This is a genomic window from Streptomyces sp. NPDC002520 (genome assembly GCF_053595235.1).
The window spans coordinates 1-19,122 of the sequence record NZ_JBSFXG010000002.1 but is presented as its reverse complement, the minus strand read 5'-3'; the positions used below and the strand labels follow the sequence as shown (position 1 = coordinate 19,122).

The window sequence follows — 19,122 nt, the reverse complement described above, 5'->3', positions numbered from 1 at the left end:
GCATGTCAGGGTCCGAAGTCGTAGAGGGCGATGGCCAGCAGGTTCGTCGTGAAGAACGTGCTGATGTCTTGCAGCGTGGCGAAGTTCGCGGCGATGTCGGCGAGGGTGAACCCGGCCGCTTCCATCACGTCGGGCCAGTCGTCGCCCTGGACTAGATCGAGGGTGAACCAGCGGACCTCGTCGTCGAACCAGGTGGGTGCCTCGCTGTCGGAGAGCAGCGCGTAGGTGCCGTCGAGGCGGCTGCGGCTGACCTGCTTGCGGACGAGGATGACGCCCTCGGTGGCGTTGTCCAGGACGTCGTTGAGTGCGTCGCCGGCAGCGTCGGATTCGGTCCTGACTGTCATGGTGGTAGATCGGGATGAGCGGGGCCGGCCGACGACGACGATCCGGCCGTTGATGTTGAACTGCGAGGCGTCGCGGTCGCGTTTCCACTCCAGCGGGGATTCGATCTTCACGGCGGCGCCGACGCCTCGGACCGCGTCGGAGATGACGTCGGAGTCGACAGTGGACGTGATCGGGGCGGAGTACACCGTCCACTGGTTGCCGTTGACGTCGGTGAGCACCGCTGCGTAGGTGAGGCTGACGCCGAGAGGCTGCTCCGCGTCGACGCGCAGGAGACTGGACTGTCCGGTGACGTCGACGCTGCTGGCCGCCCGCACCGCTGTGAGGTTGGTGTCGACCTGCCGGTACAGCGTGACCGTGGTGATGTCGTCGCCGGTGAGGCCCGTCGCAGACACGAGGTTGCGGGGCGGGAACGCGGATTGCGGACCGACTGTGATGTCCGAGCTGGCCTCGCGGACGCGGACGACGCCTGCGATGCCGATGGAGGCAGTGCCGAGTGTGGCGGTCACGGTCGGTGTGACCGTGGCCGTCCCGGACGACACCGCGCCGGTGGCAATCGCCATCGTGGCGCCGTTGCCGGACGCGACTGCGTTATCAGCCCGCTCGGTGATCACGCCGAAGGTGACGCCCGCCGCGGTGACGGCCTCGGCGCTGTAGGAGTCGGCATTCGAGGCGACGCCATAGCCGAGGACCGCGAAGTCTCCGGTGGCCCACGTCAACGCGGTCGTACCGGTAACCGAGAAGGCTGTGCCCGACACCTGGTCGTCGCCAAACGACACCGCCCACCGCCAGCCGGTGCCAGCCGTGCGCGTCAGGCTGACGATGCGACCGGTGATCAGCGAGCCTGCCGACCCCGACGGGATCGCCGTCGTAGGGCTCGCGTCCCCGCCGGCCAGGACCCGCGCGAAGAACGTCAGCCGCCTCGGCCCGGCCGAGGCCCCGAAGACTCCGCCGCCGCCGGAGGCGCTGCCGATGAGCGTCCAGCCGGATGGTGTGCTGGGGACGGAGTCACTCGGGTGCCCGGACACGACCTGGAGGATGGCGAGGTGGCCCGCCGTTCCGACCATCCCTGGCGTGATGGTGTCCGTGTGGCTCGACTGCGCGCCGGTCGACCCGAAGCTGATCGTCATCCGATGCGCCTCCCGACGTTGGCCCGGAATGCCTGCCGGGCGCCGGACGCCGCGATCTTCGGCTTGGTTGTGACCTCGATGAGGTCGCGGAGGCGGTCGTCGTTGAAGTGGACGTGCACCTCGGAGCCCGCGCCCTCGAGGGCTGTGGCGAGCCGCGCCCAGATCTCTTCCTGGTCTGGCGCGCTGCGGCCGCTGGCTGCGGTCGGTACGTACCGGCGTCGCATGGACACCCCCGTGGCCATGCCGGCCAGGCGCTGCGCGGAAGCGCCGACGAGGTGGCCGTGAGCGTCCATACCCTGCACCCAGCCGAGCACGACGTTCTTGCCGATCTCGTCGCGCATGACGACCGACGGGCTCTTGATCTTCAGGGCCTTCTTGATCTGGTCGACCAAGTCCTTGGCCAGCTTGGCCATCTGCTTGCCAAGCTCCTTCTCCTGGCCCTTCAAGCCAGCCAGGAAGCCCTTCCCAGCGTCCTTGCCGCTGTCGTACATCAGGTCGGCCATGTCGCGGCCGAAGGACGTGGCCAGCTTGTTTCCGCTCTTGGACAGCTTGTTCAGCTTGTCGATGTCCTGCGTGGTGACGTTCTTCTGGCCGAGGATCGTCGCGAGCTGGCTGCCCGGGCCAGCCTCGGCGAGTTGCGCCAGCAGTTCCTTGGACGCGCCGCGCGCCTTCAGCGACTTGGTCAGCGCCACGAAGCTTCCGGCGGTCTTCTGCTGGCTGCCCATCTGGGAGATGAGGTCGCCGACATTGGCCGCGGACGTCCCGCTGATGGACAGGAAGTCCTTGATGTTCCCGGCCTGGTCGGCAGCGTACTGGTTCGCCTCGGCGATCTTCTTCTGGATGGAGGCCCGCTTGTCGGCGAGCTTCTCCAGCTGGGCGCCCTTCTTCTGGACCGACTTCGCGGTCTTGGTGTAGCCGGCGTTCAGGAGCTTCGTCGCCAGAGACTTGATCGCCGAGGCGATCGCCGACGACGTTCCCGCCGAGAGGGTCTTCAGCAGGCCCGTGGCGATGGTGTTGGCGATCGACGTCTTCGCTGAGCGCTTTGCGTTGGCCAGCGCGATCTCTGCCGCCTTCAGCTCCTTCTGAGCAGCCTGGAGCCGCTTCTCAGCCGCTGCCACACCCTTGTGCCTGGACTTGGCACGGGCCAGATCGTCCTTGGCGTCAGCCACCCGCTGCTTGTCGCGGTGAACGCGGTCGGCGGCGTTCATGATGGTGCCCGACGCGTACCCGGGCAGCTTGATGCCGTTGGCCTTGGCGAACACCATCGACTGCGGGTGCGACAAGACGTCCTCGCCGCCCTTGAAGTCGACCAACTCGGGTCCCTTTTCGCCGACCCATGCGAGGCCGCGGGCAGCGCCACCAGTGCCCTTGGCGTACCAGTGCGGGGACCGGGACAGCCACGCGCTGTAGGCGTTCACCGGGTTGCCGTACCGCGAGGCGATGTACGACAGGCCCCACTTGATCTGGGTGGCCGGGTTCGTCTTCCAGTCCGAGCCGGCCGACGCCATCTTGCTCGCCGGCAACGACTGCGGGATGCCATAGGCGCCGGATGAAGCGTTCAGCGCCTTCTCGTTCCAGCCGGACTCGCCGTTCCACAGAGCCCGCAGTGCGGTCCACTGGGGGCCGGCCCAGCCACGCAGCGCGGCCAGCGTGGCACCGATCTTCTGGTTGGCCGACGAACCGCCCCCGCCGCCTCCCAAGCCGAGCAGGCCCAGGATGTCGCCGCCGAGGCCGCCGAGCGCCTTCAACGCCTTGCTGGGCAGGGAGGCGATGGAGACGAGGCCCTTCCTCGCGATGGCCGCCAGGGCCTTCGGCATCGACCCGAAGATCTTCTTTGCGATCGTCGTGCCGTTGGCCTTCGCCATGCCCTTGATCAGGCCGCTGACGAGGTGGCCGCCGATGCTCATGAACACGCGGGACGGCGACTTGATCCCGAAGAACCGCTTCACCGCGCCCACGACAGGGTCGACCACGGTGCCCTTGATCCAGCGGCCGATGCCCTTCATGGCCCCGGAGACGCCGGACTTCAGCCCGGACACCAGGGCGGCGCCCTTCGACTTCAGCCAGCCACCGGCACCCTTGAAGGCATTCACGACGGGAGAGCCGGTGTGCCTCCACATCCAGGAGCCGATACCGGCCGCCGCGCCGAGGATGCCGCCCTTCAGGCCGGCCACCAGGTTTCGGCCGATACCGGCGAACACCTTCGACGGGCTCGCGATGCCGAAGCCGGACTTGACCCAGCCGACGACTGGGTCGACGAGATGCTTCTTCAGCCACGATCCGACGTCGGCCAGGGCGTTGTTGATGCCGGACAGCAGCGACTTCGCCAGGTTCACGCCGATCTGGTAGAGGGTGAAGCGGCCGAAAGCCTTGAGGGCAGCGCGAATGAACTTGTTGCTGGAGCCGGGGAGGTGGTCGAGGAGGCCCTTGCCGAGGGCGCGCACCAACGCAGCGCCCTTCCGGCCCATCTCGATGGCGATGACACCGAGACGCGTGGGCAGCAGGCTCACCTCGCGACCGAACCACTCGGCAGCTTTCGGGAGGTAACGGGCGAACGCCTCGCCCATCTTGAGACCGATCGTGGCCACGAACTCGGTGACCCGCAGGATGATCGGCCCGATCGCCGCGCCCAGCTTCTCCGAGAACGGGATCAGCTTCTGCCAGGGAATTTTCGACAGCGCCTCACCGAACTTGCCCCAGGGCACCTTGGCGCCGAGCTTGGTGACCACCCCACCGATCTTGCCGACCGGCACGACAGAGATCACAGCGAGGATGGTGTCCAGCCAGTGCTTCTCCCAGAACTCCTTATGGAACATGGGGTCGAGCAGGCTGTTCAGGATGCCGATGGACAGTGGCAGGGCGATGACACCGAGCGTCTTGCCCACGCTCACCCAGTCGATCCTGCCGATTGCCACGCCGAGCTTCTTCGACAGGTCGGCGCCGTGAGAGACCAGCCACTGGAAGGCCTGGCCGAGGCCGTCGCCGAGCGTCTTGCCCAGAGAACCCCAGTCGACGTCTTTGAAGCCGCCCGCGATCGCGTCGTGGATCGTCTTGCCGAAGTTCGCGGCATCGGACATGGGCGCCTTCGGCAGGGTGACGACGTCCGGCGCCTTCAGCATCGGCGTCGGCAGCTTCTCCGGCTTCGGGCCCTTCAGACCGCCGAAGAAGTCCGTGACCAGTTGCTTGGTCTGTTCGAAGCGCTTCTTGATCTCCCCATAGGGGATGAGCTTCCCGACCGCCTTGCCGAACCGACTGGCGGCCGGCATGGCAGTCGTGGCCAGGTAATGCACGAAGTCGGTGATGTACGGCAGCACCTTGGTGCCGACGCGCACGCCCATGACCTCCAGGTTGGAGGTGAGCAGGTGCCACTGAGCCTCGGCGGTCTTCCGCTGCATCTTGACCGCGTCGTCGAACTTGCTGGTGCTCTTGTTGACCTGGTCCTGCTTCTTCTTCAGGACGTCGAGGTTGTTGAGCATCAGCAGGATGCCGGAACTGGACCGGCCGCCGCCGAACGCGCGGGACAAGATCTGCGACTGCTGGGAGGCGGACAGACCGGACGCGTCGAGGTGCTCCTTCAGGAGCTGGATCGCGCCGATGAGGCCGTCCTTGCTGCGCATCGCATCAGCGAGCTGCAAGCCGGTGAGCCCGATCTTCTTCAGCTGCTTCTCGGCCGCCCCCGAAGGGGCGCCGAGCAGGCTGAAGGACATCCGCAGCCGGGTGGCCGCGGAGGCGGAGTCGATTCCCTCGTCTGTCATCAGGGCGAGTGCGGCGCCGACCTGCTTCATCGACAGGCCGAACTCCTTGGCCGACGGCAGGATGCCGGTGCCGATGGCCGCGTTGAACTGGTCCATCGACATGTTGCCCGCACCGATGATCGCGTTCACCGTACTGACGGCCTCGTGGAACGAGGTGGCGCCCTTGATGCCGGTACGCCAGGCGCCAGCGAGCGCGTTGGTGGTCTCCTCCAGGTTGGCGTGGCCGACCGCCGCCAGATCGGAGGCTTCCTTCAGCGCCTGCATCGCGGACACGTTGTCCATGCCCACGCTCTTGAGGTGGTACAGGGACTCGGCGAGCGCTTGCGGGCCCTGCTGCGTGGTCGTGCCCAACTTGAGGACCTGCTCGGACAGGGTCTTGACGTCCTTCGCGGTGCCGCCCGCCTGAGTGCTGATGCGGGTCATTTCCGCCTGGAACTCGACCGCGCTCTTCACGCCCTCGGCCAGACCAGCCGCGAGGCCGACCGCCACCGCCTCGCCCGCGATCTTCGCGGTCTTGGCGAGCTTGCCCATGACCGTGTCGGTGCCAGCTGCCGCACGCCCGACCTGCCGGAAAGTACGGCTCGCGGCGTCGCGTGCGATCAGGGTGTAGATGATGCCGGTGGACGCCACGACGCCTCCCCTCTGCGGGTGGTTGGGTCATGGCCAGTTGCGCCGAGGCTCCGCAGCCTCGTTCTGGGCCGCCTCGTCTTCCTCGGCCTGGATCTGGTAGAAGATCTCCCACTCCGCCAGCTCGCGGGCAGAGACCCGGCGGAGCATCTCCGCTACGGAGCAGTGGAAGACGTCGCGGGCGAGGACGAAGTAGAAGCGCCGGGTTCCGTCGGCGCTCCGGAGTTTCCCTCCAGCTCGGCCTTCTCCTCCTCGGACAGTCCCGACAGCCGGGCCGCGACGTCGTAGAGGCGGTCGATGACCGAGCCGTTCTTCGCGCCGAGGACGGGGGCGTCCTGGTCGGTGAACAGCCGCTCCCCGGCCTCGTCGACCAGGCACTTCACCAGGAGCTTGGCACGCATGCCGTCCTGGACGAGGACGGGCTCCATACCCTTGCCGTCGAAGCTGGGCCGGAACTGACGGATGCTGCCCTGGAACGCGTCCAGTTCGTCGCCCGTGAGGCCCCGGATGATGACGTCACCACCCCATTCGGGGACAGGAACGGTATCGCTCTGGACATCGACGGCGCCGAGGATGGCGTCGCGGTTGAGTGCCATGCTGCTCCTAGCTGATCTCTTTGCTGATGTCGTCCAGGACCTTGCTGACGGCGCGTCGGGCCAGTGGCCCGGCGGCGCGGACGACGTTGTAGAAGTAGGGATGCTTGGGCTGGTCGACCCACACCTCGCGGTTACCGAAGACCGGATGGCGCCAACGCTTCTTGCCCTCGACCATCGACGGCAGGGACTTCATGTGGCCGGGCATCTTCCGCCCGTCGACGCGGATTGCGACGCCTGCCTCGCGTCCGGTGGTCTTCACCTCGATCCGCGTGGCCCGGGACAGGGAGCCGCGCAGCCCGTCGGGGCTGTAGGCCCGCTTGGAGGGGATATTGCGGATGCTGGCCCTGACCTTCGGCACGAGCGGCTGCGCCGCCTTCCGCAGCTCCCGCCGGAACTTCGTCTTGACCTTCTTGTCGTCCATGGCACGCAGCTCGCGGCTGATCCGCCGCAGGTCGCCGCTGTCCCGGACGAAGATGCTCACGGGATCGTGATGTTCTCGGCGGGGATCTTGGTGATGGCGTACTGGAACGTCATCGTCGCCGGGTTTTCGACGTCGCGGCTCTTCGGGACGCCGGTGACCTTGACGGGGAACACGTCCATCTTCTGGCCCGTCACGTCGCCCTCGGGCAGGATGACGATGTAGCCGGCGGTGTCGCGCGGCATCAGGGTCCGGGCGTCCGACGAGTTCGCCGATGCGTACAGCGTGATGCTGCTGTCGTCCGCCGTGATCCTCCCAGGGATCTTGGAGACGAACCGGCTGCCGAGGTCGGGGGTGTCCTGCTGGTCCGAGTTGGTGGCGAAGCCGGACACCGCCTGGACCTCGGCCGTCAGGTCGGAGCCCGCGTTCAGCTCCGTGCGGGTCGGGCTGAGGTAGTTCGAGATCGAAGCGACCCAGTAGTAGCGGGTCGTACCCGGCGGGATGTACCGGGTCGTTGCGGAGATCGGGGTGGCAGGCATCGGTTACTCGCCCTTCTTCTCGTGCGCCCGGGCGCGGGGCCGCGCCGGCCTGGTGGATGTGTCCGCCGGCTCGGAGGTGTCCGGCTCGTCTGCTGCTGCCGTGTCCGGAGCGGCGGAGGGTTCCGCCTGCTTCTCGGCCTCCGCGGCCTCCGCGGCGGCGGCCGCCGCCCGAGCGGCGCGTTCGTCGAGTTCCTCCTGCGGCACCAGTTGCCAGCCCGCGAGGGTGTAGTGGGACATGGCGCCCCGGGGGACCTCGATCTCCTGGGTGGGCGGCAGCGTCGGGTGCCGCATCACGATCGTGTCGGTCACGGGACCCTCACCACCGCGACGGTGACGGTGGCGGTCACGGAGTAGTTGATGGTCGCGAGGCCGGTCGTCGGGTCCGCGTACAGGCTGGCGATGAGCGGGATGATGCCGATTCCGGTGGTCGCCGCGACCGTGAAGCTGCTGTCGGCGATGGCGAGTCGGCCGTCGACCTGGCCGGGCGTGGTCAGCGTGACCGTGCAGGCGGCGGCGTTGGCGTTCTTGACATAGAGGAACGTCCCGGAGCCGCAGGCCGCAGTGTCGCCGTTGGTGGCGGCGACAGGCAAGGTTCCGATGTCGAGCCCGACATTGGGCACGACCTGGGTTACGAGCGCGGTCATCGCGCCTCCTGTTCTGTCGGGCGGGGCAGGTGTGGAGTCAGCGGCCGGTGAAGGCGTCGCAGGACACCTGGAAGATGACGACGGCCTGGGCGCCCTTATCGGTCTGGCCCTGGGTCAGCGAGTGGGCGGAGATCATGGCGCGCATCACGGCGCCGTTCAGGGTGCGGTTCGCGGCAATCGCGGCCGCGGCCGCGGTGAACAGCTCGTAGGCCCGTTTCCGGGCGGCGGGCAGGTCTGTGCCGCCCTTGAGGGCAGCGGCCGCGCAGCGGATGATCAGCTGCTCGCGGTCCGGGCTGCCGCCAAGGCCCTCTGTCACCAGCGTTGCGTCCGCGTCGTTCTCGCCGTCGTCGCCGGTGTAGCCGACGGACACGATCTCCTTGACCCGGGCCTGGGAGACGAAGGCGCCATCTCGAACGGTCACACCGTTCAGGCCTTCGGCCGTGGTGAAGATGGCCACCAGGGCGTCGATGGCGTCCGGAAGCTTCGATGTCCACGCCATCTCAAGCCACCCCCGGGAGCTGCGTGTCGAGGAGTTCCTGGGCGCGACGTGGGATGGCGTAGCCCTTACCGGGCATCCAGGGCTCGCCGTCGCCGCCGAGCTGCACGCTCATCGTGCCTCGCTGGGTCTCCCACAGGTGCTGGATGATGATGAGGGTCGCGAGCTGGTAGTCGTCCGGGACGATCCGCAGCCCCGCCTTGTACGTCATGCCGACGTCCCCGTTCAGCGGAGTGCCGGTCTTCGCCGCGACGAGCCCGGTAGCCGTGCCGAAGTCGAGGTTGGCGACGTTCCATGTCGTCGCCCCATCCGGGGTCTGCACGCTGATCAGGGCGAGCACGGGCACGTTGCTGAGCAGGATGCGCCCGCCGCTGTCCGGCGTGCATCGCTCGGTGAAGGTGCGGCGAGCGACGATTGTGCCGAGCTCCCGCTCTACGACGAGGCTGGCCCCCGTGATGAAGCCGCGCAGCTCGTCATCGTCGCTCGTGTCCGTGGCCGCGATGTTCAGCTGCTTCTTCGCGTCCGCGAGGGACACGATGGCGACCGGGGCCTGGTCGCGGACGTCGAAGACGTCGGTGTAGGCCATCGCATTGGCACCGGTGGCCAGCCAGCGCACCGTATGCCGCCCGGCCTGCGTCGTCGCGTAGCTGTAGGCGTACGAGCCAGTCGATGCGGGTGTCACTGAGTTGACGGTCACCGTGGTGTCATCCGGCAGGCCGATGGTGAGCGCCATGTTCCCGGCGTTCGCTGGCTGACCGGAGCCGTCAGTGACGGAGACCGTCAGCCGGACGACCGCGCCGAGGTCATACGCCACGCCGGATCAGTCCTTCGCGGGCGCGGCCGCGGTCTTCTTGGCGGCGGCCTTCCGCGCGGGCGCCGCCTTCTTCGCCGGCATCGGCGGCTCGGCCTCGGCTGCCGGGGCGTTCGGGGTGACGGCCGCGGCGGTTTGGGTGGTCAGGGCCCGCTTCTCCGCGTCGCCCTCGGGGATGGCCGTCTCGACGCTGGCGTCCACGTCGTCCGCGACGGGTTCGGCCAGGCCGTTGGCGCACAGGGCCGCGCCCTCGCTGTCGGGCAGCTCGAGCGTGCCGCCACGCGGCGGCCACGGCTGTCCATTCCGCGATCCGGACACGGCGGTCTTCATGCGGATCTTCATGCTTCCTCACTGGATGTAGAGGACCAGCTCGGATGAGCCGGTGCCGGAGCGGTCGACGAAGATGCCCGTCGTGAAGTCGACGGGCGGCAGCGACGCGGCCTGGCTGCCGTTCGCCGGCAGGCGCAGGATCGCCTTGATGGCCCCGCTGGTGTCGGTGCCGTCCCGCAGGGTCACGTCGGCCGAGGCCGTACCGCCGGTCTCCCGCGCGCAGAAGCCGACGAGCGTGCACGCCCCGGACAGTCCCTGGGCGTCGGCCGTGCCCGTGGCCAGGGGGATCGCCCGGCTCACGCCGTGGCTCCCGCGATCAGACCGTAGCTGCGCATCGAGGCCAGGGCCGAGGTGACGGCGGCCCGGCATTCGACATCGACGGTGGCGCCGCCGGACGGGTCGGCGATCGCCGCGCCCTGGCACAGCTGCATGGTGGGCTGGTTCAGGGTGAACACCGGATCCGCCGTGCCGCCCGCCACGATCGCGGCGGACCGCGCGACCGCCAGCATCGCCGTGATCGCCGTGCGTGCCTGCGTGTCGGCCGTACCGCCGCTCGGATCGGAGATGGCGGAGGCCAGGGCGGGGCGCTGCCGCCCTCCGTCGTAGGGGAGGCTGGCGGGCATCCCCGCCGCGCCCGCGATGACGCCCGCCGTGCGCAGCGCGGCGAGCAGCGGCACCAGGGCGGCGCGTGCCTGGGTGTCGACGGTGGTGCCGCCGGACGGGTCGGCGATGGCTGCGCCGTGGCACATCATGCCGGTCGCGCCGTTGAGGGTCTTCGGCTGCGGCATGCCTTCTCCTTCGTGTCGGATCCGGGGGCCGGAGCGGCGGCCTGCCACTCCGGCCCCCGGATGGTCAGGTCGCGGCGCCGGCGAAGTACTTGACCGCACCCGTCAGGTCGACGAGCGAGCAGTCCGCGCGCAGCAGGGCCCGGAAGGTGACCAGGTCCGTGTTGAACGCGTAGTCGTCGCTGCGCTCGAAGCGGACGCCGCCCGCGAAGCGGACGAAGAACTGGCTGAAGTCGCCGAACAGCACCGACTTCGCCGACAGGGCGACGCCGGCGACGTTCGGGTCGGTCAGCACCGGCTTGCCGAGGATCATGTCGGGGACGCCGGCCTGGAGGCCCGGCTGCCAGAGGTACTGGCCGGTGGTGTCCTTCAGCTTCCGGGCGTTGGCGACCGTCGCGTCCTTCATGACCCACTTGCAGGATGCGGACGCCCGGTACGGGGCGATGACGCTGAAGAACAGGTCGATCAGGTTGTCGCCGGAGAAGGCACCGGTGACGCCGGTCGCGCCGGTGACACCCAGGGTGGCGTCGGTGACGACACCGCGGGGCTGGGAGGTGCCCGTACCGGTGATGGCGTGCGCGCCGAACGCGTTGCCCAGGGCACGGCCCGCCTGCATGGCGAGGTAGCCCTCGAGGTCGACGCCGGTGTCGTCGAGCAGCTCCCGCGACACCTGGATGAGCGTGCCGTACTTGTAGGCGCCGAGCGGGATCTGCCCGAACGCCGGGTCCGACGCCGAGATCGGGCTGCCCTCGGTGACGATCGCGGCCGCCGAGTGCGCAGTGGTCTTCGGGACCTGGATGACCTCACCGGAGTCGGTGTTGAGGATGGTCGCGCCCGCCTGCATGATCGCGGACACCTCGATGAGGTGGGCGATGAGCCGGTCGTAGAAGCTGGTGGGCACGGTGTTGCCGCCCGCGGTCGGCGTGCCCTTGGTCAGGGACCGGTAGTCGACCGGGCCCTCGGGGACAACGTCGTAGAAGCGGCCGCGCTCGCCACGGAGGAAGGACCGCAGCTCCTCGCCGCGGTCGCCGCCCTGCTGCCCGCCGCCCTGGCCGCCGTCGGCGCCGCGCTGCTGCTGGCCGCCGCCCTGGCCGCCGCCCTGGCCGCCGCGCTGCGAGCCGCCCTGGCCGCCGCCGTGGAGTCGGTTGAACGCGTCGTCGGCGTCCTTGGCCCGCTGCTCGGTGTCCAGCGCGGCCTTGATGCGCTGGTCGAGCTTGTCGAGCTCCTCGTTCATCACGTCCCACTGGCCCTGTTCCTCGGCCGTGAGGTTGCGGTTCTCCTCGGTGCTGCGGTCGGCGATCGCCTTCATCTGCTCCCAGACCTGGGCGCGCCGCTCCCGCAGCTTCTTCACCATGTCCGACATGGGTGGACTCCCGTCCGATCGAATCGATCTCGACCGGGAGCCCTCGCGGTCCCACACCCCTGGGGGTGCCGGCGGCCGGCGCCTTTTCGCAACCGGCGGTCCGCTGATCCCTCTCCGTGTCACACGCGGCCCGTTGTGTGCTTCGCCGCACCCAGCGCGGACACCGACCGGGGGTTGCCCAAGTCGACGCCGTGGCGGTGCGGTTACGCGGTCCAGGACTGTCGTGCCGCCCCCTACGCGGGGGTCTTGGTGATGCAGTGCGTACGCGGCCCGTGAGGGCTCAGACGTACGGGTCTTCGCGCCGGGCCAGCAGCGCCGCCGCAGCGGCGTGGCCTGCGATGCCCTTCTTCTTCGGGCGTGCCGGGGACGGCCCGTTGGTGCGGACGAAGAACTTGCGCAGCTCGTCGGCCTGGGCCATCGACCGGACCTCCTCGAGGTCGGCGTCGAACTTCGTCGCGAGCGAGCGCAGGCCGGCCGAGGTGTCGTTGTAGGCGGGGGTGTTGACGGGGGCGACGTCGACAAGCTGCACGCCGAGGAGGCGCCGCAGCGGGTAACCCTGGTCCGTCATCGTCCAGTCGTCGTCCAGCGTGCGGAACGCGAACGAAGACTTGCGGACGTCGCCGCGCTCGACCAGCTCCGTGACGTACGACATCGACGACGGCGGCACCACGTCGTACGACAGGCCGTACGAGTCGATGCCCATGCGCAGGGTGCCGGCTGCGGTCGTGCCCAGCAGCGCCATGTCGTCGTGGTTGTAGCGGGCGATGACGTCGGGCCAGCCGTCTCCGCGGGACTGGTTGAAGGCCACTGGGTCGACGACCTCGATGAACCCGCCGAGGTTCTTGGACTGCCGGTTGAAGGTGGCCGCATAGCCGCCGATCCGCTTGGCGCCGTCGTCGGCGCGCAGTTCGGCCTTGCCGGTGTCGCCGGAGGTGTACCGGCGTTCGATCTCCACAGTGCCCTCCAAGGCGTTCTGACCGGTGAGGCTGCCGTCGGCTGCCCAGTTGTCGGGGATGAGGTCGCTCAGGCCGATGGCCCGAGCGCGCTTGATGATGTGAGCGCGGATCGCGTTGTGGCTGGCCCCGCCGCGGCCCACGGCGCGCATCGCGGCCTCGAGGTCCTGGCGGCCGTGCATGTCCGCGGGCCGGATCGGATACGAGCCGTCCGGCATCGCCCAGCCCTGCGCGGCCGCATACCGGCGGGCGGCCGCATCCAGGTCTGCCGCGTTCGGCGCGGTGATGTTGCCCTGGTCAGCCATGCTGTTGTCCTCTCCCCCGGATCAGGCGCAGCCGCGGGTCGTCGTCATCGCTGCGGATCGCCGGCGGGGTGATGGAGACGCCGGCCGCGATCGGCAGCGGCGTGTAGTCCTGGCCCTGGCCGTCGGGCAGCGGCGGCATCCGCTCCTTGTTGCGGATCTCGTCGACGTTCGTGCCGCCGATCAGGCGCTGCTTCTCGTACATCGCCCAGCGGCTCAGCGGGTCCATGTGGATGAGCGCGTCGCTGTCGAACGCCACGCATTGCCCCCTCGGGGTGAGCATCGACAGGTGAGACTCAAAGGTGGCCATCCACGGCTTCAGCGTGAGCTGGATCAGCTCGATCTCGCGCTGCTCCGGGCTGCTGTAGGACATCGATCCGCCGGTCTCGCCGCCGATCAGCTCCGGCGGCACACCGTAGATCGCCGCGATCTGCGTGGCGCCGAGCTTCAGCGTGGCGATGAACTGCGCCTCGTACGCGGGCACGGTGATGGCCTCGTAGTCCCAGTCGGCGCCGTGCACGATCGGCTGCCTGGACTTGATGGCCTCGACCAGCCGGGCCTTGATGACCGCGGCGTCCGCCTGGTCGACCTTCTTGGCCGTGTTCTTGAAGGTGCCGGGCGGGACCCCGCCAGTGGCGTGCCAGGCCTCCATGTACTCCTGCGCGGCCAGGCTCGTCGACGCCATGGAGGCGAATGCCCCGATCGGCGACAGGCCGAGCACCTTTCCCGGGACCGTGAACCAGGGGATGTGCACGATGTCCTCGGGCTCGACGCGGTTACCGAGGACGTACCAGATCGGGTTGACGAAGCTTCCCTCGCCGTACGACATCGAGTCGACGACCTGGACCCAGTGCATGGGCAGCCACTCGACCATCGTCGGGTAGCCCAGGTAGTCCCGGGCGGTCACGTAGCCGACGGCGTTGCCCCGGTACACCATCGACAGGACGGCCCGCTTGATCCAGTCGTGCAGATTGCCCTGCGTCGACGGGCTCGCGAACAGCGAGCTCAGTGGCAGCTGCTGCACGCTGTCGCCGACCTGCCGGTACTGGTACAGCGGCGCGGCTGCCAGGTTCGTCGACAGGATCCGGCCGGCCGCGAACACAGGCGCCAGACGGAGCGCCCGGTCGACACTGACTGCGCCACCCGAGCCGATCGGGCCGCCCTGATCCCAAGGCACCGACGTGATGGCGCGCTTCTCGACCGCGCCACGGGACTCGACACCGACGACCCACCCGCCAGCCTGTCGCACGCCACGCATCGCGACACCGAGCCGCCGCCCCCACGTGGCGCGCGCCGTCGCACGCCAACTGCTCGCCGTACGGCCGCGCGCGTCCATCCAGATGTCGCCGACGAGGACCGGACCTGCGTCGTCGACTGGCAGGGATGGCTTGCGCCGGGGCCACCACTTCACGGGCGATCGCCTACCAATCCAGGTCGTCGGGGTCGACGCCGGCGATCCAGAAACCGACGCGCTCACGGCCGCGTCGTACGGCGTCCAGGAAGACCCACCGCCACCGCCGGTACAGCGACGGCCGCGCAGGCTCCGATGGCGCCTCCATACCCGGCGGCAGCGGGATCCCGGCGTCGAGCAACTGCTGCGCGGTCACCGGCACGATGACCCCGAGCTTCTTCACCTGGAGGTCCGGGACGTCCACGCGCACCTCCTAGAAGATCGATTCGAGGACGTCGTATTCGGCGTCGGCGAGCAGGTGCGAGCGGGCGTCGTACGACCATCGGGCGAGGCTCATGGCGACGAGCGGGGTGATGTCGACGTCGCTCTTGGTCGGGGTCCAGGCGATCGTGTCGCCGGAGGCCTTCGTCTTCGCGCCGGCCACGGCGACGTCGAGGTGACGGTTCGGCTGGACCCGGAAGGCCTGCTCGCGAACGCCGTCGAGGACCTGGCCGGTGGCGGCCGCCATGTCGATCGCCCCGGTCACGGCCAGGTCGCCGGGCTCCGGCTCTTCCGGGTCCTCCGGGAGCTGGAAGCCCTCCTTGTCGAGGGCGGTCTTCAGGAAGGCGAAGGTTCCCTTGCCCATGGCGATGGCGAGCGGCTCCAGGGCCTCGCGCAGCTCTACCAGCCGCGGGATGAGCCACTTCGTCCCGGGCCGGTAGTCGGCGAGCTGGGCGTGGCCCAGGCCGTCCGCGCGCAGCCCGTACACGCAGATCGCGGCGGAGTCCCGCAGTGGGCTGATGTCCACACCCAGGGCGAGGCCGGCGTCCCGGTCGCGCTGCGAGTGCTCGTCGAGCATGGCCGCCCACTTGGCCGGGTCGATAACCGTGGAGCCCTCGACGCGCTTCGGCCAGATGCCGAGAATCTCGCGGGCGAAGCCCTGGTCGCTCATGCCGCGCCGGTCGCGCGCCGTCGCCTCTTCAGTGACGCGGCGCCCCCAGGCCGGGTTGGTCTGCTCCCACAGCGCGAGGTCGTCCAGGTCGATGTCGGCGAGGTGCTCCAGGTCGCCGTCCAGGCCCCAGTCGCGGTAGCCCAGCGAGGCGTCCCCTCCAGCTTCGGCTCGCTGGCGCAGCGCGTACATCACGTCGCCGCTGTCGCCGGAGAGCGGCGGCGTGCTGGTGTAGACGATCTGCGGGTTCGGGACCGCCCGCATCGTCGGCATGAGAGCTTCGTTCTGCTCCCACGTGTAGGCGAAGGCCTCGTCGATGATGTTGACGTGTCCCGTGAAGCCGCGGCCGCTGCCCTTGCTGCGGGCGATGAACTTCAGCTCCGCGTTGGTGTCGAGGCGCTCGAAGCCTTCCTCACCGTTGGTGTTGATGACCTTGATGCGGATGCCGTCGACCTCGAGCAGGTTCTCGTTCGCGCCGACTTGCTTGCCCAGACGCTTCAACAGCTGCTTCATCCGCCGGAACGCGCGGATCGCCGTCTTGTACTCGTGGGCGCTCCACATGATCAATTTCTCACCGAGCAGCAGGAACCCGGCGAGCGCTCTGATCTCGAGGATGGCGCCCTTGCCGTTCTGGCGCGGCACCCACTCGGCGAACTCGAAGCACGCCCACTTTCCGTCCGGGCGCACGGACATCATCAGGTCGAGGCTGTCCGCCTGCCACGGGTCCGCGACCAGCCCGGCGCGCTCGGCGAGCTCGCAGGCCTCCGGCCCGAGCGTGTACGCGGCCGGCGGGGCAAGCTCAGCCCTGGGCCTTGCGCGCGATGCGGGCGGTGAGGTCGGAGACACCCGCACCCCCTGTCGGATCGACCGAGGCCGGAGAAGCGCCGTACTGGCCCTGCCGGATCTCCGCCAACAACGCCTTGAGAGCGGCTGATTGTGACCGGGACTCCGCCAACAGCCCCGAAATATCAGCGAATTGTGCGACATCGACATTGACATCGGCCGAGGACACGCGCAGTATGGAATCGAGCAATTCGAGCCGGTCAGCGATCCGACAAGCCTCCTCCAGCAGCACCAGATGCGCCGGAGTCAGAGACCAGATCGCCAGGGATTCCCGCCACATCCGGCGGCCCCGCTCACCGAGACCGGCAGGCTCCTCCACTGTTCTCCACTCTCTCTTTCCAAGATCATTGGCATGCCCAAAAAATCGCGGGGGGAGAGGGAGGGTCAGGTGGGGGCGGGGTCGGCCACCCCTTGATCAAAAAAACGCCCGAATTGGACATTGTGACGTTTTCGCAGGTCAGGGCCTTGATCGAAGATCGCTGCCTGATGATCTTGACTGAGATTGATCTTGAACGCACCCCGCAAATCCCCAGGTCGGAGACATATGTGCAGGTCAGAGCGCTGCCGTGTCTACGGTGAAGCTGGGGCGCGGCCGCTGCGCGGCGCGCAGCTGGTTGTTCCGGGCGGTGTTGCACCGTCGGTGGGCGAGCCGGCAGTTCGTCCGGTCAAGGGGATCCCCTCCGAGCCACAGTGGGTGGACGTGGTCGACGGTGCGACCCATGGGATGGGTCGTGCCGGGCAGCGACTGGTCTACCCACTTGTGGCACCACCAGCAGTGGGTCTCCTCTGCGTAGACCTGGGCCTGGACCCTGCGCCAGGGCCGGCCACTGCGAGCCTGCCTGGTGCGGCGCTCGATCTCCCGGTCCGTGAGCTGGGGCATGGCCACCACCCCCGGACATGCCAGAGCCCGGCGCTGTGGCCGGGCTCGGGATGCTGTGTTCTGGTGGCGGTGGGGTGTTGAGACCTTCCCGACAGCGGTGCCACCGTCTCACAGAATGAGCGGCGCACTGATCGATGTCAAGTAGATGCTGGTCAGGCGCCTTGACAGGCGGGTCGCTTGGCGTCCTGGCGGCGTACGCCGTCGGCGATGTCGGCGAGGTCCCACAGGGCGAGGGCCTGGCCACGCATGGGGTTGGGCTTGGAGCCGGCCGGAGTCAGGGCACGGCGGCGCGCCCAGTCCCGGAACTGCTTCGGGTCCATGCCCAGGCTATAGGCGGCCTGGGTGGTGGTGACGAGAGGCCGGCCATCACGTCCGGTACGCACGGTGCTCATATGTCCAGTGTGCCCAGCCCTCGGGAGAGTTCAGGCATCGGCAGCCGGTCGCGCTGGCCCGGTCCATGAGCGCTCGGGCAGAGTCTCTGTGCGGCGTCGGCCTGACTCAAGTCGATCCTGTCGCAGTTGCTCAATACCGTCGGCGCCGGCAGCTCGGAGCGCGGATTCGATGACGAAGTGCCGTGCCCAGTCGTAATCGTCCGCCGTCAGAGCCTCGTGGTACTCCGCCACAACGTAGCTCTGACCGCCGTCAAGGTACTGGATGACCCGAGGCGCGATGATCTTGAATCGCGCAAGGCTCGCGTAGTCGATCCCAATACTGATCGCCCGCAAGGCATGCTGTGCGGACTCGGCGATCGCAGTCAGCTTGGCCAGGCGCCCGTCGCGCGGAGCACTACGTCCGTCAAGCTTCGGATCGTCGTGCCACGCGATATTCGGCCCGAAGGAGAACGGCGACCCCGTACCTCCGAACTCACGGACGGCATAGTGATCGACCAAGGCGTCAATTGAGAGTGACAGCCCCGCCACAGCCTGGGTGTAGTCCCCGATGTCGGCGTGGGTCTGGGCGTCTCGCAGCAGTTGGGCGACCTCAGGTTGGGTGAGCAGGTCGACCATGTCGATGGTGTCGAAGTGAACACCGAAGACCCTCGGCGTGACGGTGGTAAAGAAGTCGGCGAGCGTCTCACGGGCCTGCTCGATGTGGTGCCCGCTCGGGAACGTTCCGTTGTGCTTCAGTGACACCCGCACGTCATTCAGCCGACGCATCTGCTCCTTCTTGGGCAGCTCGAACTTAGGCTTGATCGCCGCCCAGTAGGCCATGAACTCCGTGTTGCGGGCCAGTTCGATGCCAAGGTGCTGTGCCACGAGGCCGAGGTAGTTCTCGACCGCATCGTGGAATGAGGTGATGGCGCGGGATCGCAGCGGGGGCGGCTGTCGGCTCTGCTCGATGCCCTCGCGGTGCAGGTATCGGATGTACGCGAGCCGCTGGACGGTGAGCGGGTCAAGGGTGGGCGCCATCGAAACTCCTGGTGTCACTACTGCCTCGGAAGCAAGGATGGCACCAGGCTCTGACAACAGGGCCTCACTTTTAGGGTGTTTGGTGGTGAGCCGGGGTTCTACCCCTCTCGGGCGCACGGGTTCGCGCGGCCCGCCCCGACGCGGGCGGTGTACGGCCGCCCGGTACGCCTGCCCTTTGCGAGGGCTCACGATCAGCGTTCGTCTACCAGCTACTGGCCCCTGCGGCGCCAGGAAAGGCGGCGGCGAGCGGGCGGGTGCAAGACGGTGCGGACCGCGGCTCCGAAGTCGTGGGCGGCTGCTTCGAGCTGCTGAGGGTCGCGGGACTCGTGGTAGCTAAAGACGGCCGCCACCAGTCTGTCCGTGGCGTCGACCACTTCGCTGCTGGGGTGTCGCTGTAGTGGAGCGCCAGCTGCTACGACAGCTTCGAGCTTCGGTGTGATGCTCGCAGAGGCCGTCCTCGACTGGTGGCGCTCGAGAGCCAGGAACCAGCCGGCGCCGCCAAGGGCGGCGGCTATCTCGCGGCGGTCGGAGCCCCTGACGAACGCGGCCGGGGCAAGTCC

21 protein-coding genes are annotated in these 19,122 nt (G+C 68.7%); all 21 read right to left on the bottom strand.

What is annotated here, in order from left to right:
• Positions 1-5: 5 nt before the first annotated feature.
• Positions 6-1,472, bottom strand: a complete 1,467-nt coding sequence (locus tag ACWD5D_RS03155) for a hypothetical protein (protein WP_451371049.1) — start codon at positions 1,470-1,472, stop codon at positions 6-8.
• On the bottom strand, positions 1,469-5,857 hold the full coding sequence (locus ACWD5D_RS03150; RefSeq protein ID WP_451371048.1) for a phage tail tape measure protein: 4,389 nt from the start codon (positions 5,855-5,857) through the stop codon (positions 1,469-1,471). Before ACWD5D_RS03150 ends, ACWD5D_RS03155 begins: the two co-directional genes overlap by 4 nt.
• Before the next feature lie 152 nt (positions 5,858-6,009).
• On the bottom strand, positions 6,010-6,450 hold the full coding sequence (locus tag ACWD5D_RS03145) for a hypothetical protein (RefSeq protein ID WP_451371047.1): 441 nt from the start codon (positions 6,448-6,450) through the stop codon (positions 6,010-6,012).
• A 7-nt stretch (positions 6,451-6,457) separates the two neighbouring features.
• Complete coding sequence (locus ACWD5D_RS03140; protein ID WP_451371046.1) at positions 6,458-6,931, bottom strand: hypothetical protein; 474 nt, start codon at positions 6,929-6,931, stop codon at positions 6,458-6,460.
• Positions 6,928-7,407 (bottom strand): phage tail tube protein, encoded by a 480-nt coding sequence (locus ACWD5D_RS03135; RefSeq protein ID WP_451371045.1) that lies wholly within the window; start codon positions 7,405-7,407, stop codon positions 6,928-6,930. Before ACWD5D_RS03135 ends, ACWD5D_RS03140 begins: the two co-directional genes overlap by 4 nt.
• A 3-nt stretch (positions 7,408-7,410) precedes the next feature.
• Positions 7,411-7,716 (bottom strand): hypothetical protein, encoded by a 306-nt coding sequence (locus ACWD5D_RS03130; protein WP_451371044.1) that lies wholly within the window; start codon positions 7,714-7,716, stop codon positions 7,411-7,413.
• The gene (locus tag ACWD5D_RS03125) at positions 7,713-8,051 is read right to left on the bottom strand and encodes a hypothetical protein (RefSeq protein ID WP_451371043.1); all 339 of its coding nucleotides are present in this window, start codon (positions 8,049-8,051) and stop codon (positions 7,713-7,715) included. The genes ACWD5D_RS03130 and ACWD5D_RS03125 overlap by 4 nt, the downstream gene beginning before the upstream one ends.
• A 37-nt stretch (positions 8,052-8,088) precedes the next feature.
• On the bottom strand, positions 8,089-8,550 hold the full coding sequence (locus ACWD5D_RS03120; RefSeq protein ID WP_451371042.1) for a hypothetical protein: 462 nt from the start codon (positions 8,548-8,550) through the stop codon (positions 8,089-8,091).
• 1 nt (position 8,551) lies between these two features.
• Positions 8,552-9,361, bottom strand: a complete 810-nt coding sequence (locus tag ACWD5D_RS03115; RefSeq protein WP_451371041.1) for a hypothetical protein — start codon at positions 9,359-9,361, stop codon at positions 8,552-8,554.
• Between the two features lie 6 nt (positions 9,362-9,367).
• Positions 9,368-9,700 (bottom strand): hypothetical protein, encoded by a 333-nt coding sequence (locus ACWD5D_RS03110; RefSeq protein ID WP_451371040.1) that lies wholly within the window; start codon positions 9,698-9,700, stop codon positions 9,368-9,370.
• Positions 9,701-9,706: 6 nt separating this feature from the next.
• Complete coding sequence (locus tag ACWD5D_RS03105) at positions 9,707-9,988, bottom strand: hypothetical protein (RefSeq protein ID WP_451371039.1); 282 nt, start codon at positions 9,986-9,988, stop codon at positions 9,707-9,709.
• Entirely contained in the window at positions 9,985-10,476 is a 492-nt protein-coding gene (locus ACWD5D_RS03100; RefSeq protein WP_451371038.1) for a hypothetical protein, read from the bottom strand. The genes ACWD5D_RS03105 and ACWD5D_RS03100 overlap by 4 nt, the downstream gene beginning before the upstream one ends.
• 64 nt (positions 10,477-10,540) lie before the next feature.
• Entirely contained in the window at positions 10,541-11,836 is a 1,296-nt protein-coding gene (locus tag ACWD5D_RS03095; protein ID WP_451371037.1) for a phage major capsid protein, read from the bottom strand.
• Positions 11,837-12,116: 280 nt separating this feature from the next.
• Positions 12,117-13,094 (bottom strand): HK97 family phage prohead protease, encoded by a 978-nt coding sequence (locus ACWD5D_RS03090; RefSeq protein ID WP_451371036.1) that lies wholly within the window; start codon positions 13,092-13,094, stop codon positions 12,117-12,119.
• On the bottom strand, positions 13,087-14,502 hold the full coding sequence (locus ACWD5D_RS03085) for a phage portal protein (protein ID WP_451371035.1): 1,416 nt from the start codon (positions 14,500-14,502) through the stop codon (positions 13,087-13,089). Before ACWD5D_RS03085 ends, ACWD5D_RS03090 begins: the two co-directional genes overlap by 8 nt.
• A 10-nt stretch (positions 14,503-14,512) precedes the next feature.
• Positions 14,513-14,746, bottom strand: coding sequence for a hypothetical protein (locus tag ACWD5D_RS03080; protein WP_451371034.1), 234 nt, complete (start codon positions 14,744-14,746; stop codon positions 14,513-14,515).
• A 9-nt stretch (positions 14,747-14,755) separates the two neighbouring features.
• A complete protein-coding gene (locus tag ACWD5D_RS03075) occupies positions 14,756-16,276 on the bottom strand; it encodes a hypothetical protein (protein ID WP_451371033.1) in 1,521 nt (506 codons plus the stop codon).
• On the bottom strand, positions 16,230-16,592 hold the full coding sequence (locus ACWD5D_RS03070; RefSeq protein ID WP_451371032.1) for a hypothetical protein: 363 nt from the start codon (positions 16,590-16,592) through the stop codon (positions 16,230-16,232). The genes ACWD5D_RS03075 and ACWD5D_RS03070 overlap by 47 nt, the downstream gene beginning before the upstream one ends.
• Before the next feature lie 234 nt (positions 16,593-16,826).
• On the bottom strand, positions 16,827-17,153 hold the full coding sequence (locus ACWD5D_RS03065; protein WP_451371031.1) for an HNH endonuclease: 327 nt from the start codon (positions 17,151-17,153) through the stop codon (positions 16,827-16,829).
• A 152-nt stretch (positions 17,154-17,305) separates the two neighbouring features.
• Entirely contained in the window at positions 17,306-17,545 is a 240-nt protein-coding gene (locus tag ACWD5D_RS03060; protein ID WP_451371030.1) for a hypothetical protein, read from the bottom strand.
• A gap of 30 nt (positions 17,546-17,575) precedes the next feature.
• On the bottom strand, positions 17,576-18,562 hold the full coding sequence (locus ACWD5D_RS03055) for a hypothetical protein (protein WP_451371029.1): 987 nt from the start codon (positions 18,560-18,562) through the stop codon (positions 17,576-17,578).
• Between the last annotated feature and the right edge of the window lie 560 nt (positions 18,563-19,122).